At 58.7% G+C, this 20,000-nt stretch carries 13 protein-coding genes, 2 tRNA genes, 2 rRNA genes and 2 pseudogenes (1 of these 19 running past the window's edge); 13 read left to right on the forward strand and 6 right to left on the reverse strand.

The window, feature by feature from the left end; translation table 11 throughout:
• The first annotated feature begins 153 nt into the window (after positions 1-153).
• From tnpA to WHT83_RS00050, 10 genes and pseudogenes are all read left to right on the forward strand, one after another.
• Complete coding sequence (gene tnpA / locus WHT83_RS00005) at positions 154-1,041, forward strand: IS66-like element accessory protein TnpA (RefSeq protein ID WP_067965083.1); 888 nt, start codon at positions 154-156, stop codon at positions 1,039-1,041.
• Entirely contained in the window at positions 1,038-1,391 is a 354-nt protein-coding gene (gene tnpB, locus WHT83_RS00010; RefSeq protein ID WP_067965081.1) for an IS66 family insertion sequence element accessory protein TnpB, read from the forward strand. Before tnpA ends, tnpB begins: the two co-directional genes overlap by 4 nt.
• A gap of 72 nt (positions 1,392-1,463) precedes the next feature.
• Positions 1,464-2,990: an IS66 family transposase gene (tnpC, locus tag WHT83_RS00015; RefSeq protein ID WP_067967026.1), complete on the forward strand. Its 1,527-nt coding sequence runs from the start codon at positions 1,464-1,466 to the stop codon at positions 2,988-2,990.
• A gap of 574 nt (positions 2,991-3,564) precedes the next feature.
• A pseudogene (locus tag WHT83_RS00020) lies at positions 3,565-3,609 on the forward strand (hypothetical protein); the annotation flags it as partial.
• Between the two features lie 67 nt (positions 3,610-3,676).
• On the forward strand, positions 3,677-4,306 hold the full coding sequence (locus WHT83_RS00025; protein WP_406874054.1) for a transposase: 630 nt from the start codon (positions 3,677-3,679) through the stop codon (positions 4,304-4,306).
• Positions 4,307-4,321: 15 nt separating this feature from the next.
• Positions 4,322-4,456 carry a DUF4113 domain-containing protein gene (locus WHT83_RS00030; protein WP_406874055.1) on the forward strand — a complete coding sequence of 45 codons (135 nt, stop codon included), beginning with the start codon at positions 4,322-4,324 and terminating at the stop codon, positions 4,454-4,456.
• Between the two features lie 111 nt (positions 4,457-4,567).
• On the forward strand, positions 4,568-6,550 hold the full coding sequence (locus WHT83_RS00035) for an ATP-binding protein (protein ID WP_406872619.1): 1,983 nt from the start codon (positions 4,568-4,570) through the stop codon (positions 6,548-6,550).
• A 161-nt stretch (positions 6,551-6,711) separates the two neighbouring features.
• On the forward strand, positions 6,712-9,477 hold the full coding sequence (locus tag WHT83_RS00040; RefSeq protein WP_406872620.1) for a class I SAM-dependent DNA methyltransferase: 2,766 nt from the start codon (positions 6,712-6,714) through the stop codon (positions 9,475-9,477).
• Positions 9,474-11,564, forward strand: a complete 2,091-nt coding sequence (locus WHT83_RS00045) for a DEAD/DEAH box helicase (protein WP_406872621.1) — start codon at positions 9,474-9,476, stop codon at positions 11,562-11,564. Before WHT83_RS00040 ends, WHT83_RS00045 begins: the two co-directional genes overlap by 4 nt.
• Positions 11,557-12,747, forward strand: coding sequence for a GIY-YIG nuclease family protein (locus WHT83_RS00050; RefSeq protein WP_406872622.1), 1,191 nt, complete (start codon positions 11,557-11,559; stop codon positions 12,745-12,747). The genes WHT83_RS00045 and WHT83_RS00050 overlap by 8 nt, the downstream gene beginning before the upstream one ends.
• An 889-nt stretch (positions 12,748-13,636) precedes the next feature.
• On the opposite strand, the gene WHT83_RS00055 is transcribed toward WHT83_RS00050, so the two are convergent.
• Positions 13,637-13,714, reverse strand: a tRNA-Pro gene (locus WHT83_RS00055).
• A gap of 79 nt (positions 13,715-13,793) precedes the next feature.
• On the reverse strand, positions 13,794-14,036 hold the full coding sequence (locus WHT83_RS00060) for a multiprotein-bridging factor 1 family protein (protein WP_406872623.1): 243 nt from the start codon (positions 14,034-14,036) through the stop codon (positions 13,794-13,796).
• A gap of 147 nt (positions 14,037-14,183) precedes the next feature.
• Between WHT83_RS00060 and WHT83_RS00065 the strand changes: the two genes are divergently transcribed.
• The 3 genes and pseudogenes from WHT83_RS00065 to WHT83_RS00075 form a co-directional block, all read left to right on the forward strand.
• Complete coding sequence (locus tag WHT83_RS00065) at positions 14,184-14,864, forward strand: hypothetical protein (protein ID WP_406872624.1); 681 nt, start codon at positions 14,184-14,186, stop codon at positions 14,862-14,864.
• A 280-nt stretch (positions 14,865-15,144) separates the two neighbouring features.
• The gene (locus WHT83_RS00070) at positions 15,145-15,369 is read left to right on the forward strand and encodes a hypothetical protein (protein ID WP_406872625.1); all 225 of its coding nucleotides are present in this window, start codon (positions 15,145-15,147) and stop codon (positions 15,367-15,369) included.
• A gap of 22 nt (positions 15,370-15,391) precedes the next feature.
• A pseudogene (locus tag WHT83_RS00075) lies at positions 15,392-16,444 on the forward strand (recombinase family protein); the annotation flags it as partial.
• Between the two features lie 48 nt (positions 16,445-16,492).
• On the opposite strand, the gene WHT83_RS00080 reads toward WHT83_RS00075, so the two are convergent.
• From WHT83_RS00080 to WHT83_RS00095, 4 genes are all read right to left on the reverse strand, one after another.
• Positions 16,493-16,816 carry a hypothetical protein gene (locus WHT83_RS00080; RefSeq protein ID WP_406872626.1) on the reverse strand — a complete coding sequence of 108 codons (324 nt, stop codon included), beginning with the start codon at positions 16,814-16,816 and terminating at the stop codon, positions 16,493-16,495.
• Between the two features lie 223 nt (positions 16,817-17,039).
• Positions 17,040-17,116: transfer RNA gene (locus WHT83_RS00085), tRNA-Met, on the reverse strand.
• A gap of 207 nt (positions 17,117-17,323) precedes the next feature.
• Positions 17,324-17,438: ribosomal RNA gene (gene rrf, locus WHT83_RS00090) — 5S ribosomal RNA — on the reverse strand.
• A gap of 153 nt (positions 17,439-17,591) precedes the next feature.
• Positions 17,592-20,000 (reverse strand): 23S ribosomal RNA (locus WHT83_RS00095); it runs 405 nt beyond the window's last position.

Raw genomic sequence — 20,000 nt, forward strand, 5'->3', positions numbered from 1 at the left:
AAACGCAAGCCATGCCAATGGCTTAACGCGTTTCGGGCATGCGCTTTTATCTCGCCGTCCTATGTCGCTCCGTAAGCGTCCGGTCCTGACACCTCGTTGGCGTAGTGCAAAATCGCAGCATGTGGAGTTCCTTCGTAGCGTGGAGGGTCTCCGGTGAATTTGAGACATTTCGAGAACACGGCGCGTAAGTCCTTCTGGGTGATTCATGTCGAAGCGTGGCGTCAGAGCGGGCTGGCGCGCACAACCTATTGCCGCCATCACCATCTCAACCGGCGTACGTTCGAGCGCTGGCTTGACCACCTGATGGGCAAGGAAGCAGCGCGCAAACATGCGGAATCGCAGGCACAATTGCGCCAGGAAGCGTGTCCGAAACAATGCCAGAAAGGACCGCGCCGGCGTCAACGCCAACGTTTTGGCGTGAGCACGGATGTGCGCAATCGTGCGCTCCGGGCGTTCTGGGCAATGCATGTCGAGGCGATGAACTGGAGCGGCATGGGCGTTCGCGAATACGCCGCGGCACTGCAGCTTTCGCCCTACGCGCTGCGCCGTTGGCGTGACCGCTTGGAGGATGGCGAGGTTGAGATCGACTGGCGCGCGCATCTTCATCCCGCCGCCCGCCCGGCCGTTAGTGATATCACTAACGGCGCGACGTCCGAAAACGGCTTGACAGCGCGTCCAGATGACACTCCCGCCACGCGCTTCCGCCGGTTCTTCACGGACGCGCAGAAGCTCGCCATCGTCCAGGAGAGTGAAGCTGCAGGTGCAACGGTCTCGGCTGTCGCGCGCCGGCACGGGATCGCGACCGGCATCCTGTTTCGTTGGCGCGCGGAATTCGGCGTGACGCAGAAGAAGCAAGCGAAACTGGCATCTGTGACGCTGGCTACGGACGCGGCAGCGGCACTCGCGCTGCAGAATCTTGTGCGGCCCCCTGACGGGATGATGGCAATCGAACTGCCGGATGGGCGGCGTGTCTTTGCACCTGCGGGCAGTGATCCTGTTGCCGTACGAGCGTTCGTCGACAGCGGAGGGACTGCATCATGATGATCGTTCCGGCGGGCGTGAAGGTGCATCTGGCGCTGGGGCACACCGACATGCGGAAGGGGCTGGACGGGCTCGCCATGCTGGTCCAGGCAACGCTGAAGCAGGACCCGTTCTCGGGTCATCTGTTTGCCTTCCGGGGAAAGAAGGCGTCGCTGCTCAAGATCCTGTTCTGGGATGGCAACGGGCTGTGTCTGTTCACCAAGCGGCTCGACCAGGGCAGCTTCGTGTGGCCACGTATGGCAGGTTATGACGGCTCGATCACATTGACGCCGGCACAGCTTGCCATGCTGATCGAGGGCATCGACTGGCGCGCACCCGAGCGTATCTGGAGACCGGCGCTGGCCGGCTGAAAACGGTCCTCCGATCGACGCAGAAACTACCGGAATCCTTGGGTTTTTGAGCGGTTCATGGTAGATTCGATCATGTTGATCGACCTCGACAATCTGCCGTCCGATCCAGCACTTTTGCAGCGTCTGCTGCGCGATATGGCAGCTGCCGTCGAGAGCCGCGATGGCGAGATCGAACGCCTCCAATCGATCATCAGGAAGCTTCAGCGGGCGCAGTTCGGCCGGCGTTCCGAGCGCCTCGATCCCGACCAACTGGCGCTCGCGCTGGAAGACCTCGATGCCGACATCGCCCGCATCCGGGAGAGCACACCGAGCGTCCATCCACCGTTGGAGCGGCCATCCCACCGCAAGCCGCTGCCCGATCATCTGCCGCGCGAGGACATGCGGCTCGACATCGAAGAAGCGTATTGTGTGTGCTGTGGCGGCGCACTTCATGCGATCGGCGAGAGCGTCAGCGAGATGCTCGACTGGGTTCCGGCACAGCTTCGCGTTGTCCGCATCACGCGCCCGAAATACGCCTGCCGGACTTGCGAGACGGTAGCGCAAGCGCCTGCGCCGGAGCGGTTGATCGCCGGCGGATTGGCAACGCCGGCGCTTCTGGCGCAGGTGCTGGTCTCCAAATATTGCGATCACACGCCGCTCTACCGGCAGTCGCAGATATTCGCCCGGCATGGTGTCGATCTGGCACGCTCGACGCTGGCTGGATGGGTCGGCGGCGCCTGCTGGTGGCTGGAAGCCCTGCACGAGCGGCTGGTGAAGAACATATTCGCCTCCAACCATCTGTTCGCCGACGACACACCGGTGCCGGTGCTCGATCCGGGCCGCGGGCGGACCAAGACGGGGCGGTTGTGGGTCTATGCCCGTGAGCAACGCACTTGGGCCGGACCCGAGCCGCCGGCGGCAGTCTACCTGTTTGCGCCGGACCGAAAGGCCGAGCGCCCGATATCGCATCTTCAGCACTTCAAAGGTGTGCTGCATGTCGATGGTTATGCCGGCTTCGAACAGCTCGCTGCCCGTGGCGATATCGCTCTCGCCGCCTGCTGGGCGCATACGAGGCGCAAGTTCTATGACGTGGTCGAAGCGACCGGATCGCCCGTGGCGGCGGAAGCCCTGCGCCGGATCGGTGAAATCTATGCCGTCGAGGCGGATGTGCGCGGACAGTCGCCGGCCCTTAGGCTTGCGGCGCGGCTGCAGCGATCGAAACCCGTTGTTGCCGCCTTCCACACCTGGCTGGAAGTGCAGCTCCAGCACATCTCCGGACGCAGCACGCTTGCAGAAGCGATCCGCTATGCGCTGTCGCGTTGGACCGGACTGACCCGCTTCCTCACCGATGGTCGTGTCGAGCTCGATACCAACCCGGTCGAGCGGGCCATCCGTCCCGTTGCGCTCGGCCGCAAGAACCACCTGTTCGCCGGCAGCGATGGCGGCGGCGGCCGCTGGGCGATCGTTTGCTCTCTCACCGAAACTGCCAAGCTCAACGATGTCGAGCCCTACTCCTATCTCGCCGACGTACTGCAGCGCATGCTCGATGGGCATCCCGTCAGCAGCCTCGATGAACTCCTGCCATGGGCGTGGAAAGCGCAAAATCCCGTCAAGAGCTGACATCACGTGCAGCCCCCGGACGCATACGTCGCTCCGTAAGCGTCCGGTCCTGACACCTCGTTGGCGTAGTGCAAAATCGCTGCATGTGGAGCTCCTTCGCAACGTGGAGGATCTCCGGTGAATTTGAGACATTTCGAGAACACGTCGCGTAAGTCCTTCTGGGTGATTCATGCGAAGCGTGGCGTCAGAGCGGGTTGGCGCGCACATCCACCATTGGAGCGGCCATCCCATCGCAAGCCGCTGCCCGCTCACCTGCCGCGCGAGGACGTGCGGCTCGACATCGAAGAAGCCTATTGTGTGTGCTGTGGCGGCGCACTTCATGCGATCGGCGAGAGCGTCAGCGAGATGCTCGACTGGGTGCCGGCACAGCTTCGCGTGGTCCGCGTCACGCGCCCCAAATACGCTTGCCGTGTCTGCGAGACCGTAGCGCAAGTGGCTGCGCCGGAGCGCTTGATCGCCGGCGGATTGGCAACGCCAGCGCTTCTGGCGCAGGTGCTGGTCTCCAGATATTGCGATCACACGCCGCTCTACCGGGAATCGTGCCCGGCATGGTGTCGATCTGGCGCGCTCGACGCTGGCTGGATGGGTCGGCGGCGCATGCTGGTGGCTGGAAGCTCTGCACGAGCGGCTGGTAAAGAACGTGTTCGCCTCCAACCATCTGTTCGCCGACGAGACACCGGTTGCCGGTGCTCGATCCGGGCCGTGGGCGGACCAAGGCGGGACGGTTGTGGGTCTATGCCCGCGAGCAACGACCCTTGGCCGGACCCGAGCCGCCGGCAGCAGTCTATCTGTTTGCGCCGGACCGAAAGGCCGAGCGCCTGGTATCGCATCTTCAGCACTTCAAGGGCGTGCTGCATGTCGATGGTTATGCCGGCTTTGAACAGCTCGCTGCCAGTGGCGAAATCGTTCTTGCCGCCTGCTGGGCGCATACCAGGCGCAAGTTCTATGACGTGGTCGAAGCGACCGGATCGCCCGTGGCAACTGAGGCGCTGCGCCGGATCGGTGAAATCTATGCGGTCGAGGCGGATGTACGCGGTCAGTCGCCGGCCCTGGGGCTTGCGGCGCGGCTGCGGCGATCGAAACCCGTTGTCGCCGTCCCACGTCTGGCTGGAAGCGCAGCTCCAGCACATCTTCGGACGGCAGCACGCTTGCAGAAGCGGTCCGCTATGCGCTGTCGCGCTGGACTCGGACTGACGCGCTTCCTCACCGATGGTCGAGTCGAGCTTGACGCCAACCCAATAGAACGGACCCTCCGTCTCGACCTCTACGCGCCGACGCAACTCCCGGTCGAAGACATGGTTGGGTCGAAGCGCTGATGGTGGCCGGACTCAATCAACGGCCGTTTCTGTCGTGAAACGCTGCGGCCGGGAGGAATGACCAGCAAAAAGGCCTGGCCAATGCGTCGCCGGAACCTGTCACCGAGCTATACCACGCGCATTGGGGACGTTCTCGCGGTTCGAGCATGAGGGGTGGACAACCCCGGGTGGCGCGCGAGCTGTGCCTTGCGGGAGGGGAGTGAGTTGAGGCAGACTGCCAAGCCTATACAATAACGTAACAATTCAATTGCTTAGCGGGCCATGGCCGATAGCACTACAGACACGCTCGTAAAACCTGACATGGAGGCGGTCCTATCCCGCACCCATGTGGGACACGACTTGCATGGCTTTTTGCTGCCGGTACTGGAAGCCGTGTCTAACGCGATGCATGGCATCGTCGCTCGGTTTGACGATAGGGCGAGCGTGGACGGTAAGGTCGAAATCGTCATTTCTAGCGCGAATGATCCGAGCAAGATTCACGTCTCGATCACTGACAACGGGATCGGTCTCAACGACGACAACTACCGCTCCTTCAAAACGCCGTTCTCCGGCTACAAACTAAAAACACGCGGACGCGGCTTCGGACGCTTTATCGCGTTCAAGGTCTTCTCGCGGATTCTGTATTCAACGCGATACGAGCTTTTGGGTACGCCCTCGACGCGGACTTTTCGTTTCGACATCGCTCAAAAGGAAGAGTTGATATTTTTCGACGGCGACCCCGACTTCAAACATGTCGGCATGCGGGTGGAGTACGACTCGCCGCTGACGCCATGGCACGAGCTGATCCGTGGCTTGAACCAAAGCGACGTGGCCGATCACATCGCGAGCCACTTCCTTCCCCAATTTCTATACGGCTCGCTCCCGGAGATTACGATCAAGATCGACGATGGGGACGCCGAGAACATTACGTCACGGTTTAAGAACGTGTTCGTGGAGAGCGCTACCGGGCAGATCACCGTGGACATCGAGGGTAAGCTGGAGACGCTGGATTACAGCCTCACCAAAATTCAGAAGACGCGATCCTTCAAAAACCACTGCCTCTTGTTTGCGGCGGCTGACCGCATTGTCGGAAGCCCAAAAGACCTGACGAGCTTGTTGGGGAGTCCGCATTTTACGGACGAGAAGAACGAAAACTACATCGTTATCGGCGTCGTGCGGGGCGAAGCGTTTGAGACCCGGCTGAACGACTCTCGAACGGGAATGAACCTTCCCCCTAAAGCCGTGGAACGTATCGTTTCCGCCGTCAGTGATGCCATCGGTAAGGGTGAATCGTCGCAGATCGCGAAAATCAAGGCCGAACAGTCTGCCGATCTTACGGATGCCCTGCGTGAGAATCCGATCCTTCGGATCGGCCTGAAGGGCAAGACGGTCTCCGACTATGTTGTGAGCAAGCCGAACAACTGGACCGCACAGCAGTTTGTATCCGACTTGGCGATTGAGCGTTTTCGCGCGTCCAAGGAGCTGACCAAGGCCATCACACTTGCTGCCGCCAATGAGGAAAATTACGTCGATACGATCAAGGACATCGTCTCCAAGATCGATCAGGCCAACAAGGAGGCTCTTGCCGAATACGTGATCCACCGCAAGCGGGTCATTGAGATGGTCGAGGCGGCGCGGAAATACGCGGCGGGGACAACGAAGCACGCGCCCGAGGACGTCATCCATGACCTCATCTTCAGGCGTTTTTCAGATACAGCCGAACTGGAATATTTTGAGCACAATCTTTGGCTGATTGACGACGCGCTCGCCTTCCTTCCCTACGCAACTAGCGATAGGACCGCGAAGGGAGCCGGACGCAGGAAGGGCGACAAAGTTCCCGATCTCGCCTTTTTCGACGACAGTCTTGTGCTCGGCGACAACGACGGCACGACGATTACGATCGTCGAGTTTAAGAAGCCAAGTCGCGACGACTATGCGTTCGGGAACCCTAAAACCGACCCTGTGAAACAAGTGATTGACACACTCGAACTTGCCGTGCGCGCTGGGGGGATCACGAAGACGGACGGCACGCATATGTCGTTCACCGGCGTCATACGGCGGTTCGGCTACATCGTCGCGGATCACAAGCCATCACTGGTCCGAGTGCTGAAGGACCATGACTTCAAGAACGGTCAGAACCCGAAAATTTTCTATCGCTTCAGAGACAACGAAGAGATTTTCATACAGGCCATTGGCTACGACACGCTTATCGAGAACGCGAAAAAGCGAAATCAGGCCTTCTTCACGGTTCTCCTTGGTGAGTAACCGGATGCCCCTTGGCCGTTCCGCCCGGTCTTCATTGCCGGAATATGAAAAACTCGATGACACTCTGTCATATAGAAAGCCAGCAATGCTGTGGATAGAATGTCCTGTGCGTCAAAGCGACTTCCTTGAATTATTCGGCCAGTAAAGCGAGTGCCTAGTATATGAACGCCGTTGAGATCGAAGAAGCTGCCGATGAGCTGGCCGGACAACCTTTTGACCCGGTCGAGTTCCCGTTCGCGTTCCTTGCGGCGTTTGGCAACAAAGAGACCACAATCAAGCGGCTGCGCTCGGGACAATCGAACGCGTCCGACATCGCGGGCGGCCTCCTCCAGAGAAGCAACATCCATATCGCTGTTTGCGGCGAGGGCGCGGTCGGCGCGACGCTAGTCAGCCTACGCCAAAGCCCCAAGACAGGTTCGGCTAAAGCGAAGTTCATTCTCGCGACCGATGGCGTGACGCTAGAGGCAGAAGACCTAACTAGTGGCGAGGTGATCGCCTGCGCTTACCCGGAATTCGCCGAGCACTTTGGGTTTTTCCTACCGCTCGCAGGCATCTCCACCGTCAAGGAAATCAAGAACAACCCGATCGACGTGAAGGCGACAGGTCGTCTGAACAAGCTCTATGTAGAGCTGCTGCGGGATAACCCCGAGTGGGGAACGGAGGAGAAGCGCCCAGAGCTAAACCAGTTCATGGCGCGGTTGATTTTTTGCTTCTTCGCCGAGGACACGGGAATTTTCCGTGACCATCAGTTCACGCGAACGATCGACAAAATGAGCGACGGTCAGTCCGGCAATACCCACGAGGTGCTGAAGGAGCTGTTCCGCGCCATGGATACGAAGCCGGAGGATCGGGCCACCGCCAAACTTCGCAACTGGGCGGATGCCTTCCCATATGTGAATGGCGGGCTGTTCACCGGCGCGACCGACTGCCCCCGCTTCAGCCGGATCGCACGCTCATACCTACTCCGCGCTGGCGAGTTGGATTGGCAGCAGATAAATCCGGACATTTTCGGTTCAATGATCCAGGCCGTCGCCGACGACGAAGAGCGCGGCGAATTGGGAATGCACTACACGAGCGTGCCGAACATCCTGAAGGTGCTGAACCCACTCTTCCTCGACGACCTACGCGAGCAGCTGGAGTCGGCGGGCGATAACGTCCGCAAGCTACGTAACCTTCGCAAGCGACTGTCCACGATTCGCGTTTTCGACCCCGCCTGTGGCTCGGGGAATTTCCTCGTGATCGCCTATAAAGAAATGCGCGCGATCGAACATGAAATCGTCAAGCGAACAGATGACAAACCGCGCAGCCAAATCCCGCTTTCAAATTTCTACGGCATCGAGATCAAAAGCTTCGCCGCCGAGATCGCCCGCCTAGCCCTGCTTATCGCCGAGTTCCAAGCTGACTGCGGCTACATCAGCCAACAGGAAGCACGCATGATGGTGCTCCCACTCCACCGAACGGGACAAATCCGCGTGGGGAACGCACTGCGTGAGAGTTGGCCGGACGTTTGCCAGCTACCGTCGAGAACCCTCGTGGAGGAGCATGACCTCGGAGGTCCAACTGGCCGGCTGCAACTTGAGGCTAACGGCGAAGAAAATTCTCCGCTAGAAACGTATATCTGTGGAAACCCGCCCTACGTAGGCACCAAATATCAAACAAACTCTCAGAAGAGCGACCTAAAGCACGTCCTCGCGGCCCACATATCTAAGTTTGGAAATGTCGATTACGTTGGTGGATGGCTTGCTTTGGGTGCTCAATACGTAGCGGAAGATAGGCACTCGGGTTTTGCCTTTGTGAGCACCACTAGTCTCTTCGAAGGCGAGCAGGCGTCCATCACCTTAGGCTTGATGAATGCATTTAATGTTGAGATCGGATGGTGCCACCAAGGTTTTAAGTGGTCAAACAATGCCTCCAATAATGCGGGCGTCATGTGCTGTATTGCTGGATTTCAACACCCGGAGGAGATCCACACGCGCTTAATTTATGATGATTCTACGGCCAGAACTGTTGACTCTATAGGCCCGTATCTTATTGCCATGCCAAATATCGTCGTAGAAAAGCGGAGCACACCTCTATCTGCGATCTCAAGAATGGCTTTCGGGAGCATGTCAAATGACAATGGCTATTTCAGTTTTGAAAAAGACGAGTACGATAACCGTTTTTCGTCGGACAACGATTTAAGGACATTGTTCAAGAAAGCATACGGCGGGACTGAATTCATCAATTCACTTACACGCTACGTATTACATGTTCCACAGAGCGCGCGTCTCAACGACATACAGAGGTCAAAGCTCGAGACCATTATCGAGTCGGTTAGAGCCTATCGATTATCAAGCCCTCGCGAGGCTACCGCGAAACTAGCACGTATACCAGAACACTTCGCTGAAGACCGTCATGCAGATGTGCTCAAGCTTGTTGTTCCTCAGATATCATCAGAACGACGACCTTACTTTGCGGCGGGATATCTAAGGCCTGATGAATTGGTTATTGCCCCATCACAAAGTATAGATAATCCTGAACCTTGGGATTTCAGCATCATAAGCAGCAGTCTTCATATGCTCTGGCTCCGTGTTGTCGGAGGCAAGCTTGAAAACCGTTTACGCTACTCTCCATCGTTGGTTTGGAACACTTTTCCTGTCCCGCCTCTGACCGAAAAAAATCGAACCGATCTCACCCGCTGCGCCGGGAACATCCTTCTCGCGCGCGAAGCCCATTTCCCCTCGACGATCGCCGACCTCTACAATCCCGATGAGATGCCGGACGACCTACGCCGCGCGCACGAGGAAAACGACGAGGTTCTGGAGCGCATCTACGTTGGTCGCCGGTTCAAGAATGATACCGAGAGACTGGAGAAGCTATTCGATCTCTACACAAAAATGACGGCGGGGCAGCCGCAAACAAAGAGGAAAGCGAAGAGTGCGGCATGACGGCTGACAATCCAACGAACAAACGAACGATCCCTTCTGTTTCGATCACCACGGCGAGAACGGGCGCATCGACCAAGCCCAATTCAATGGGCATGCGCGTGATGCAGGAGCGCGCCTACGCGCGTCGCGGCGAGCAATACTTGCTCATTAAGTCGCCGCCGGCGTCGGGAAAATCCCGCGCGCTCATGTTCATCGCGCTCGACAAGCTCCACAATCAGGGCCTCAAACAAGCCATCATCGTTGTGCCGGAACGCTCGATCGGCGGCAGCTTCGCCGACGAGCCACTCACGAAGGGAGGCTTCTGGGCCGACTGGACCGTGAAGCCCCAATGGAATCTCTGCAACGCCCCCGGCATTGACGAGCCGAAGGTCGCGAAATCAAAGGTCAAAGCTGTGGGCGAATTCCTCGCCAGCGACGACAAGGTGCTGGTTTGCACCCATGCGACGTTCCGTTTCGCGGTAGACGAACTTGGCGTCGAGGCCTTCGACGATCGCCTGATCGCCGTCGATGAATTCCACCACGTCAGCAGCAATCCCGACAATCGCCTTGGGGCGCAACTCGGGCAGTTCATCACGCGCGACAAGGTGCATTTGGTCGCGATGACCGGATCGTACTTTCGGGGAGACGCTGAGGCCGTACTCGTCCCACAGGACGAAGCCAAGTTCGATACCGTCACCTACACCTATTACGAGCAGCTTAATGGCTACGAGCATCTGAAGTCGCTTGATATCGGTTATTTCTTCTACACGGGCCCATACCTCGACGCGATCATGAGGGTGCTCGATCCGGCCCTGAAGACGATCGTTCACATCCCCAGCGTCAATTCCCGTGAAAGCACGAAGGACAAGCACAAGGAAGTCGAGGAGGTCATGGATGCCCTCGGGGAATGGAAGGGCGTCGATCCCGCGACAGGTTTTCACCTAATTGAGGTGGAGGGCGGACGTATAGTGAAGGTCGCCGATCTGGTCGATGACGGCGACAGCGCCAAACGGTCCAAAGTCCTGTCGGCGTTGAAAGACCCCGCGCAGCGGAACAATCGCGACCACGTAGACATCATCATTGCCCTTGGGATGGCAAAGGAAGGCTTTGACTGGATTTGGTGCGAGCACGCCCTCACCGTGGGGTACCGCAGCAGCTTGACCGAGATCATCCAAATCATCGGCCGCGCCACGCGCGATGCGCCTGGCAAGGAACGTTCGCGGTTCACCAACCTCATTGCCGAACCGGACGCTGCGGAAGCGCTCGTGGTCGATGCCATCAACGACACGCTGAAAGCGATCGCGGCGAGCTTGCTGATGGAGCAGGTTCTAGCCCCTCGCTTCGAGTTCACGCCGAAGGGCGCCGGAAAGAAGGAAGGCTTCGACTACGGGCCTGACGGGTATGCCGAAGGCAAAACGAATGTCGGCTTCAACGAAGAGCGGGGTCTATTCCATTTCGAGATCAAGGGGCTTGTGACGCCTGAAACGCCCGAGGCGACCCGCATCTGCACGGAAGACTTGAACGAGGTCATCACAGCATTCGTGCAGGACAAATCGGCGCTTGAGCGCGGTCTCTTTGACCGCGAAAATACCTTGCCCGAGGAGCTGACCCAGCTCCGCATGGGTAAGATCGTTCGCGACCGCTATCCGGAGTTAAGCGAGACCGATCAGGAAGCGATAAGGCAACACGCCATCGCTGCGCTAAACATGACTCAAAAGGCCAAGCAACTCGCCAGTGGTGGGGAGAGCGATGGTGAGTCAAGGTCGAACACCGCGCTGATAGATGGTGTGCGCCTGATCGCGATGGATGTGCGCGATCTGGATATTGACTTGATCGACCGGATCAACCCGTTCGATGCGGCCTATGCCGTGCTTGCGAAAGCCATGGACGAGAAGATGCTCAAGCAGGTCGCCGCGACGATCGCCGCCAAGCGTGTGAGCATTCCTTACGAGGAAGCGCGCGAACTGGCTCTTCGCGCCGTCAGGTTTAAGCAAGAGCGTGGACGCGTCCCCGACATCACCTCGCAAGACGCTTGGGAGAAGCGACTTGCCGAGGGCGTAACCGCCCTCGCCCGATACCGCGCGCAGCAGCAGGCCGCCAATGGTTGATCTGTCTGATGACGAACTGCTGGCCGAACTGGGCGTAAGTGTTGAAGCGAAGAAGGTCAGCGGACGCACTCCGCGCGAAGAGCGGATTATCGCTGGCTTCGAGGACATACTGAAGTTCCGCGAAGAGCATGGAAGCACGCCGCAGCATGGCGAAGAGCGCGACATATTCGAACGCCTCTATGCCGTCCGCCTTGATCGCCTTCGCGCTTTGCCGGATGCGCGAGAGCTTTTAGCCCCGCTCGACAAGTTTGGCTTATTGGGCGAGCCATCCGTACCGGCAGGGGCGGATTTCGATGCGCTCGATGACGAAGCGCTTCTCGCCGAACTGGGTATCGCGGCGGAAGCGCCGGACGACATTACGGTGCTCAGACACGTCACCTCACGCGAAGAGCGCCGCGCCGCTGAGGAGATCGCCAATCGCACCCCGTGCCTCGACTTCGCGAAGTTCAAACCGCTCTTCGAGAGTGCCCAGAACGACATCGAAACCGGGGCACGGCAGACCCGCGAGTTCGAGCTAAAGTCCGAAATCAGGACTGGAAGCTGGTTCATCGTAGGCGGCCAGAAGGCCTATGTTGCCGAAATGGGAGAGATGTTCTCGAACGCACAGGGCCGCACCGATGCGCGCCTTCGGGTGGTCTTCGAGAACGGCACCGAGAGCAACATGCTGATGCGCTCGCTCCAGCGCGCCCTGCATAAGGACGAAGCCGGACGAAGGATTACCGACCCTTCGGCGGGACCGCTGTTCGGGAACGAAGCCGAAGGTGACGATCTCAAAAGCGGAACGATCTACGTCCTCCGCAGCAAGTCGGATCATCCGGACGTGGCTGCTCACCGTGACCTGATCCACAAGATTGGCGTCACAGGTGGCTCCGTTGATGCGCGTATAAGCCAAGCGGCGAAGGACGCCACTTACCTGCTCGCGGATGTTGAGGTTGTCGCCACGTACAAGCTATTCAACATCAACCGGTCGCGGCTGGAGAAGATCTTCCATCGCTTGTTCGGGGCGGTGCAGCTCGATCTGACCATTCACGACCGCTTCGGCCAACCGGTGAAGCCGCGTGAATGGTTCTTGGTGCCGCTACAGGTGATTGATGAAGCAGTCGAGAAGATCAAAGACGGCTCGATAGTCGGATTTGCGTACGATCCCGCGACGGCATCACTGACGCCATCCAACCGGCGTTAGGTTGGCCTCTCTAGCAGAGTCAGAATTGCATAAGGGTCGGAACGCCCTTTGCTCCTCTCCAAGGGGGATCCTTGCTGGGGGTCCACGGGGCATACGCCTGGTCGTTTGGTGTCCAGAGGCGCGTGAAAGCGCCTTGGTCATGGGGGTGTCGGCGGGAGCTCGAAGGCTCCTTTGATTTGTTGGTTCACCGGCCAAACGGTGAAGCGGTGCGAGCCGAAACTCCCAGCGAAGCGTGCGGGGTTGAGGCGAGCGCCGCAGGCCAGAGGGATGCAATGGCAGAGCGCAGCGTCTCCGTTGCCAAGATAGAGGCTTATGGCGCAGATTGCGCGACGCCGCTCACCTCGTGCTGGTCAAAGGAGCTACGCTCGCTATCCCTATTACTTGTGCCCTAAGCGGGGCTGTGAGAGCTACGGGAAGTCGATCCGACGAGAGCTGATCGAAGGGCAGTTCGCAGAATTGCTCCGCAGCGTACGCCCGACCCCGTCACTTTTCCAGGTCGCGCAAAGTGTTTCGCGATCTATGGAACCCAGCCGAGGCGCAAGTGACAGCGCTTAAGCTGGAGGCTCAGGGGGTCGATACGCAAATCACGCAGTTTCTCTACCGATTTGCTCGAAGACCGAATTCGCAGGCTCGAAGAACTGAAGCTTCTGATGAACGCCAAACTAGCCAGATGCGTGCAGCCTGCCAGACGCTTTGTGACTTAGAACGGCGCTCGACTTCCTCGCAAACCCTTGGAATCCCTGGCGATCGGGTCGCTTAGAGGACCGCCGAACAGTCCTGAACCTCACGTTTGCCGATCGACTGCGTTAAAAGTGCAAAGGAGGGCTAGAACGGCAAATTTGTCTTTGCTGTTCAATATCTTAACCAGTCCTTAGGGGTGAAAAAGAAATGGCGCACCCGACAGGATTCGATCCCTGCGACCTCTGCCTTCCGGGGGCAGAGTCATTTATTTGCTGCTCATCACTGCGAATCACAGGAAGTGAGAAAATTGGTTTCCGTGTCGGCGCGGAGCAGCATTTGTAGTAGGAACCATCCCTCCCGGGGATTTAGGTGCCTTTTGGTTCTGAGTTTCGAGCCAGCCTTACGCCTGGGCCGCCACCATTTGCCGGAATGAATTCGATGCCGGCGGTCTCGAACGCTAGCCGAATTGCGTCGATCGTCGAACTCTTTAGCTGCTCGCCCCGTTCAAGACGGGCGATCGTATCAGGCGATACCTCCGCGTTTCGAGCAAGGTCTCGCGTTCCCCACCCCAGCGCGACGCGCGCCATTTTGCATTGAATTGCATTCATTTCGTAACGCAGATACGATTTGTGTTGATCTTCCGGCCAATTGCCATTATCGTAACCCTGATCCGATTTAATACCTTAGCGGCCGCCAAGGGTGTTCAACCGCCGTTAGCGACCTAACCACAACCTAAGCTGTTGGGAGCTCGGACCATGGCTGATTCCGACCATAGCATGAGTTTGGGGTGCGTCACGCGGCGGCTGGCGCTTGGCGGGTTGTTTGTCGTCAGCGGTGGGTGGACTTTTGGCGGGAATGCGCTGGCCCGGGCGACAGCGGCGACAGACGTTGTGCCGGCTCCAACGCCAGACCCAGCGGTGGCGGTGTGGCGCGATTGGAATGCTGCATATGAGCAAGCTATGTGGCGCTGTGACCGGCTGCAGGAACTCGAGGCAGCAGTTGCCGAGCGAGTGGATGGGCTGTGGACGGTTGTGAGCAGCCCTGACGGCGAGGAGACCGTCGTTTGCTCGATGGCGGCGGTGGACCGGATTATCGGCGAGAGAACGGACATGGGGGAGATCCGCGCCAGGGCCGAAGCTGAACTCGACGCGCGACAAGCGCATTTCGAGGTGGTTGCGACGGAGATCGGCTATTTCGAGGGATTGAGGGCCGAGCAGGCAGGCTTTGCAAGGGTCGCGGCGCTGCTGGAGGCGCTTTCCGGGACGCCCGCCGTCTCGCTTTCAGGCGTTGTGGGCAAGCTCGATGCGGTGTTGCGCAACGGCGCTGACTGGGAAGATCGTTCGGCCTTTCCCTGGCCACAAATCCGCTCGGCGCGCGAGGACCTGATGCGGATCGGGCGCCAGCTGACACCGCATGCTTTTTTCCCCGGCGGGTAGACGGTGAGGCTTGTCTCTCGCCTGCCCTACCGGACAATTCGCCGGGTGGCTTCACTGCATGTGGCTTCACGGCGGAGCCGGTCAAGGTCACGGCGGGTTGGCGCCAAGGCCTTGACCGGCGTTTCCAGCGTCGCGGCAGTCGGCATCCTCCCTCCGCATAGGAGAGGGCGCCGAACGCAGGTCATTGCGCGCCACGTTGCTACGACCGCATTTTCCCTCTTCCCGGCCGGCATATCTGGCAGCTTCATCTTCGCTTCGACACCACGAAGCGAGGAAGCCTATGGCAGAAGAAAACGTGACGACCGCCGACGCGCGGCACTCTGCGAGCACCGACAGGTCCAAAACCCATCCGGCGATCCTGGCTCTCGCCTGGCTGATCGGGCGGGGCATGGCACGCGAGCGCTTCGCAAACGCAACGGACGCCAAAGACATCCCCAACTCTCACGCAACCAAGGCAGAACCACCGGGCGAAAGAGCCGGCGACGGCAATTCCGACACCAGCTAGACCGAGAGCATTGTTCATGACCATGCGCGTAGCACTTTATGCCCGCTACTCTTCCGACCAGCAGCGGGCAGCCTCGATCGAGGACCAGTTCCGGCTCTGCCGCGAACATGCGGCGCGCGAAGACTGGGAGATCGCCGGCACCTACCAGGATGCCGGCATTTCCGGAGCAAGCCAGATCCTGAGGCCCGGCATCCAGAAACTGGTCCGCGACGCCCAATGCGGGTTGTTCCAACTGGTGCTGGCCGAGGCCCTCGACCGCATTTCGCGCGACCAGGCCGACATCGCAACACTCTACAAACATTTGAAGTTCGCCGGCGTGCCGATCGTCACTCTCGCAGAGGGCGCGATCTCCGAACTGCATATCGGCCTCAAGGGCACGATGAACGCCTTGTTTCTCGGCGATCTCGCCATGAGGACCCGGCGCGGATTGCGCGGCCGCGTCGAACTCGGCAAGTCCGGCGGCGGGCTGTGTTACGGCTATCGTGTCGTCAGGCGCCTTGGCGAGCGCGGCGAACAGGTTAAGGGTGACCGCGAGATCGACACTGCTCAGGCAGAGGTTGTGCGCCGCATCTTCCGGGAGTTTGCCACAGGCATTAGTCCGCGCGCGATCGCCAAGAACCTCAACGACCAGGGTATATCAGGGCCTGCCGGCAAGCTGTGGAACGACACCACGATCCGCGGTCACGTCAGGCGCGGCACAGGCATCATCAACAACGAACTCTATGTCGGTCGACTGGTTTGGAACCGCCAGCGCTATGTGAAGGATCCCGCAACCGGCAAGCGCGTCTCCCGCCTCAATCCGGAGAGCGAATGGATCGTCACCGACGTGCCGGAGTTGCGCATCGTGGGCGACGAACTCTGGCAAGCGGTCAAGGCGCGCCAGAGCGAGCTCGCCGACAGGTCCGTCAACCTGACCACGGCTGTCCGCGCTCACCACATGCGCAACCGGCTAACCAGCGCCCGTCGGCCAAAGTCGCTGCTGTCGGGACTTGTCTTTTGCGGGTGCTGCGAGGGGCCATATTCCTTGCGCAGCGTCGACCGCTTCGCCTGCTCCAGCCACACCAGCAATGGCTCATGCCCGAACAAGCGCACCATAGCGCGGAGCGAACTGGAACAGCGGGTGCTAGCCGGCCTGAAGAACAGGATGATGGCGCCGGAGGCAGCCGCGGTTGCGATGAGAGCCTACGCCGAGGAGACGAACCGTCTCAACCGCGAGCGCCGCGCCAATGCCGATGGCTGGAACGCAGAACTGGTGAAGGTCGAGAAGCAGATCCGCAGCATCATCGAGGCGATCAAGGCCGGCATGTTTCAGGTGAGCATGAAGGCTGAGATGGACGCGCTCGAGATGCGCAAGGCCGATCTCACGAACCAGCTTGCCGCCGCTCCCCACGACAAGCCGGACCTGCTGCCGAGCATATCGTCCCTCTATGCGCGGAAGGTGGCGCATCTGACCGAGGCGCTCAACTATCCGGACGACCGGCCACAGGCCGCAACAGCGCTGCGGTCGTTGATCGAGAAGATTGTTCTGACACCCGGCGCGAAACGCGGCGAGATCGAAGCTACGCTGTACGGAGAACTGGGCACGATCCTGAACTGGACCGAGCGGCAGGCTGTTGGGTCTGCAAACAAAAACACTCCCGGAGCAAGGCTCACGGGAGTGTCGTTATCAATGGTTGCGGGGACAGGATTTGAACCTGTGACCTTCAGGTTATGAGCCTGACGAGCTACCGGGCTGCTCCACCCCGCGCCACCATTTTCGCAAGCTGTGCTTGCGGATATTCCGGCGATTCCTTGCTTCATGTAGGCATTTGCCCACCTGATTGCGAGGATTTCAGGCTGCTGCCAATGGAAAGGGCCGCTTGCGCGGCCCGTCTACCCGTTGGCGGGCCTTGGTTTGTATCGAGAAGATTGCAACATCGCGTTGCGATGCGTGGATTTAACGTGCGTTTGGCAGACCTGGCAGCGACTTACTCTCCCGCGTCTTGAGACGAAGTACCATCAGCGCTGGAGCGTTTCACGGCCGAGTTCGGAATGGGATCGGGTGCAGCCGCTCCGCCATAACCACCAGGTCGGCAAAACGCACGTTGTTCGAGAAGCTTTTTGAGCGAAGGAGCGTCAAGAGGCGTCGACAGCGGAACTGTCGGGTGCCTCTCGGGCTGTTCGCTGGTCTTTGTGTGCCTTTTCATCCTGCCTTTCGGCAGCGATGAGCATTAGGAATGAGAACGATCAAGCCTATCGAACTATTAGTACCGGTAAGCTTCATGCGTTGCCGCACTTCCACACCCGGCCTATCAACGTGGTCGTCTTCCACGGTTCTCAGGGAATACTCGTTTTAAGGTGGGTTTCCCGCTTAGATGCCTTCAGCGGTTATCCCGTCCGGATATAGCTACCCTGCTATGCGGCTGGCGCCACAACAGGTCCACCAGAGATCCGTCCATCCCGGTCCTCTCGTACTAGGGACAGATCCTTTCAATATTCCTACACCCACGGCAGATAGGGACCGAACTGTCTCACGACGTTCTGAACCCAACTCACGTACCGCTTTAAATGGCGAACAGCCATACCCTTGGGACCTGCTCCAGCCCCAGGATGCGATGAGTCGACATCGAGGTGCCAAACAACCCCGTCGATATGGACTCTTGGGGGTCATCAGCCTGTTATCCCCGGCGTACCTTTTATCCGTTGAGCGATGGCCCTTCCACACGGGACCACCGGATCACTATGACCGACTTTCGTCTCTGCTCGACTTGTCAGTCTCGCAGTCAGGCGGGCTTATGCCATTGCACTCGACGACCGATTTCCGACCGGTCTGAGCCCACCATCGCGCGCCTCCGTTACTCTTTAGGAGGCGACCGCCCCAGTCAAACTACCCACCATACATTGTCCCGGACCCGGATAACGGGCCGCGGTTAGACATCCATAGAGATAAGGGTGGTATTTCAAGGGTGGCTCCACCAAGGCTGGCGCCCTGGCTTCAAAGCCTACCACCTATCCTACACATGCCACTACGAATGCCAATGTAAAGCTATAGTAAAGGTGCACGGGGTCTTTCCGTCTAACCGCAGGAACCCCGCATCTTCACGGGGAATTCAATTTCACTGAGTCTATGCTGGAGACAGCGGGGAAGTCGTTACGCCATTCGTGCAGGTCGGAACTTACCCGACAAGGAATTTCGCTACCTTAGGACCGTTATAGTTACGGCCGCCGTTTACTGGGGCTTCGATTCAAAGCTTGCACCTCTCCTCTTAACCTTCCAGCACCGGGCAGGCGTCAGACCCTATACGTCGTCTTGCGACTTCGCAGAGCCCTGTGTTTTTGATAAACAGTCGCTACCCCCTGGTCTGTGCCACCCTCCACATGCTTGCGCATGAAAGGGTCACGCTTCTTCCGAAGTTACGCGTGCAATTTGCCGAGTTCCTTCAGCATAGTTCTCTCAAGCGCCTTGGTATACTCTACCAGTCCACCAGTGTCGGTTTCGGGTACGGTCTATAATGGAGGAGCTATTTCCTGGAACCGCTCCGCTGCCGGGATCAATCCAATAAGACCCGACAACTTGTGCGATCCGTCACTACCTCCAGGCCCACGAATATTAACGTGGTTCCCATCGTCTACGCGTTTCCGCCTCGACTTAGGGGCCGGCTAACCCTGCTCAGATTAGCTTTAAGCAGGAACCCTTGGACTTTCGGCGGGGGTGTCTCTCACACCCCTTACGTTACTCATGTCAGCATTCGCACTTCTGATACCTCCACCGCCCCTCACAGGTACGGCTTCGTCAGCTTACAGAACGCTCCGCTACCGCTTGCAGCAAGCTGCAAACCCTAAGCTTCGGTGTATGGCTTTAGCCCCGGTACATTTTCGGCGCAAAGACCCTTATTTAGACCAGTGAGCTGTTACGCTTTCTTTAAATGATGGCTGCTTCTAAGCCAACATCCTGGTTGTTTTGGGATCCTCACATCCTTTCCCACTTAGCCATAACTTGGGGACCTTAGCTGTAGGTCAGGGTTGTTTCCCTTTTCACGACGGACGTTAGCACCCGCCGTGTGTCTGCCGACTAGTACTCCCAGGTATTCGGAGTTTGGTTAGGTTTGGTAATCCGGTGAGGACCCCTAGCCCATCCAGTGCTCTACCCCCTGGGGTATTCGGTCGACGCTCTACCTAAATAGATTTCGCGGAGAACCAGCTATTTCCGAGTTTGATTGGCCTTTCACCCCTAGCCACAAGTCATCCCGAACTATTGCAACAGTTATGGGTTCGGTCCTCCAGTAAGTGTTACCTTACCTTCAACCTGCTCATGGCTAGATCACTCGGTTTCGGGTCTAATGCGTCGAACTGAACGCCCTGTTCAGACTCGCTTTCGCTGCGCCTACACCTACCGGCTTAAGCTTGCTCGACACACTAAGTCGCTGACCCATTATACAAAAGGTACGATGTCACCATTTCAGGCTCCATCTGTTTGTAGGCAACCGGTTTCAGGTACTCTTTCACTCCCCTTGTCGGGGTGCTTTTCACCTTTCCCTCACGGTACTAGTTCGCTATCGGTCATGCACGAGTACTTAGGCTTGGAGAGTGGTCTCCCCATGTTCAGACAGGATTTCACGTGTCCCGCCTTACTCAAGGACGATTGATCGCAT

It is taken from the genome of Aminobacter sp. P9b (genome assembly GCF_045345995.1).
GTDB classification, from domain to species: Bacteria; Pseudomonadota; Alphaproteobacteria; order Rhizobiales; family Rhizobiaceae; genus Aminobacter; species Aminobacter niigataensis.

Bases quoted from the DNA above. Each gene is read 5' to 3' on its own strand.
- tnpB (WP_067965081.1), top strand. From the start codon at position 1,038: ATGATGATCGTTCCGGCGGGCGTGAAGGTGCATCTGGCGCTGGGGCAC.
- tnpC (WP_067967026.1), top strand. From the start codon at position 1,464: ATGTTGATCGACCTCGACAATCTGCCGTCCGATCCAGCACTTTTGCAG.
- WHT83_RS00035 (WP_406872619.1), top strand. From the start codon at position 4,568: ATGGCCGATAGCACTACAGACACGCTCGTAAAACCTGACATGGAGGCG.
- WHT83_RS00040 (WP_406872620.1), top strand. From the start codon at position 6,712: ATGAACGCCGTTGAGATCGAAGAAGCTGCCGATGAGCTGGCCGGACAA.
- WHT83_RS00045 (WP_406872621.1), top strand. From the start codon at position 9,474: ATGACGGCTGACAATCCAACGAACAAACGAACGATCCCTTCTGTTTCG.
- WHT83_RS00050 (WP_406872622.1), top strand. From the start codon at position 11,557: ATGGTTGATCTGTCTGATGACGAACTGCTGGCCGAACTGGGCGTAAGT.
- WHT83_RS00060 (WP_406872623.1), bottom strand. From the start codon at position 14,036: ATGAATGCAATTCAATGCAAAATGGCGCGCGTCGCGCTGGGGTGGGGA.
- WHT83_RS00065 (WP_406872624.1), top strand. From the start codon at position 14,184: ATGGCTGATTCCGACCATAGCATGAGTTTGGGGTGCGTCACGCGGCGG.
- WHT83_RS00070 (WP_406872625.1), top strand. From the start codon at position 15,145: ATGGCAGAAGAAAACGTGACGACCGCCGACGCGCGGCACTCTGCGAGC.
- WHT83_RS00080 (WP_406872626.1), bottom strand. From the start codon at position 16,816: ATGCGCCACCTTCCGCGCATAGAGGGACGATATGCTCGGCAGCAGGTC.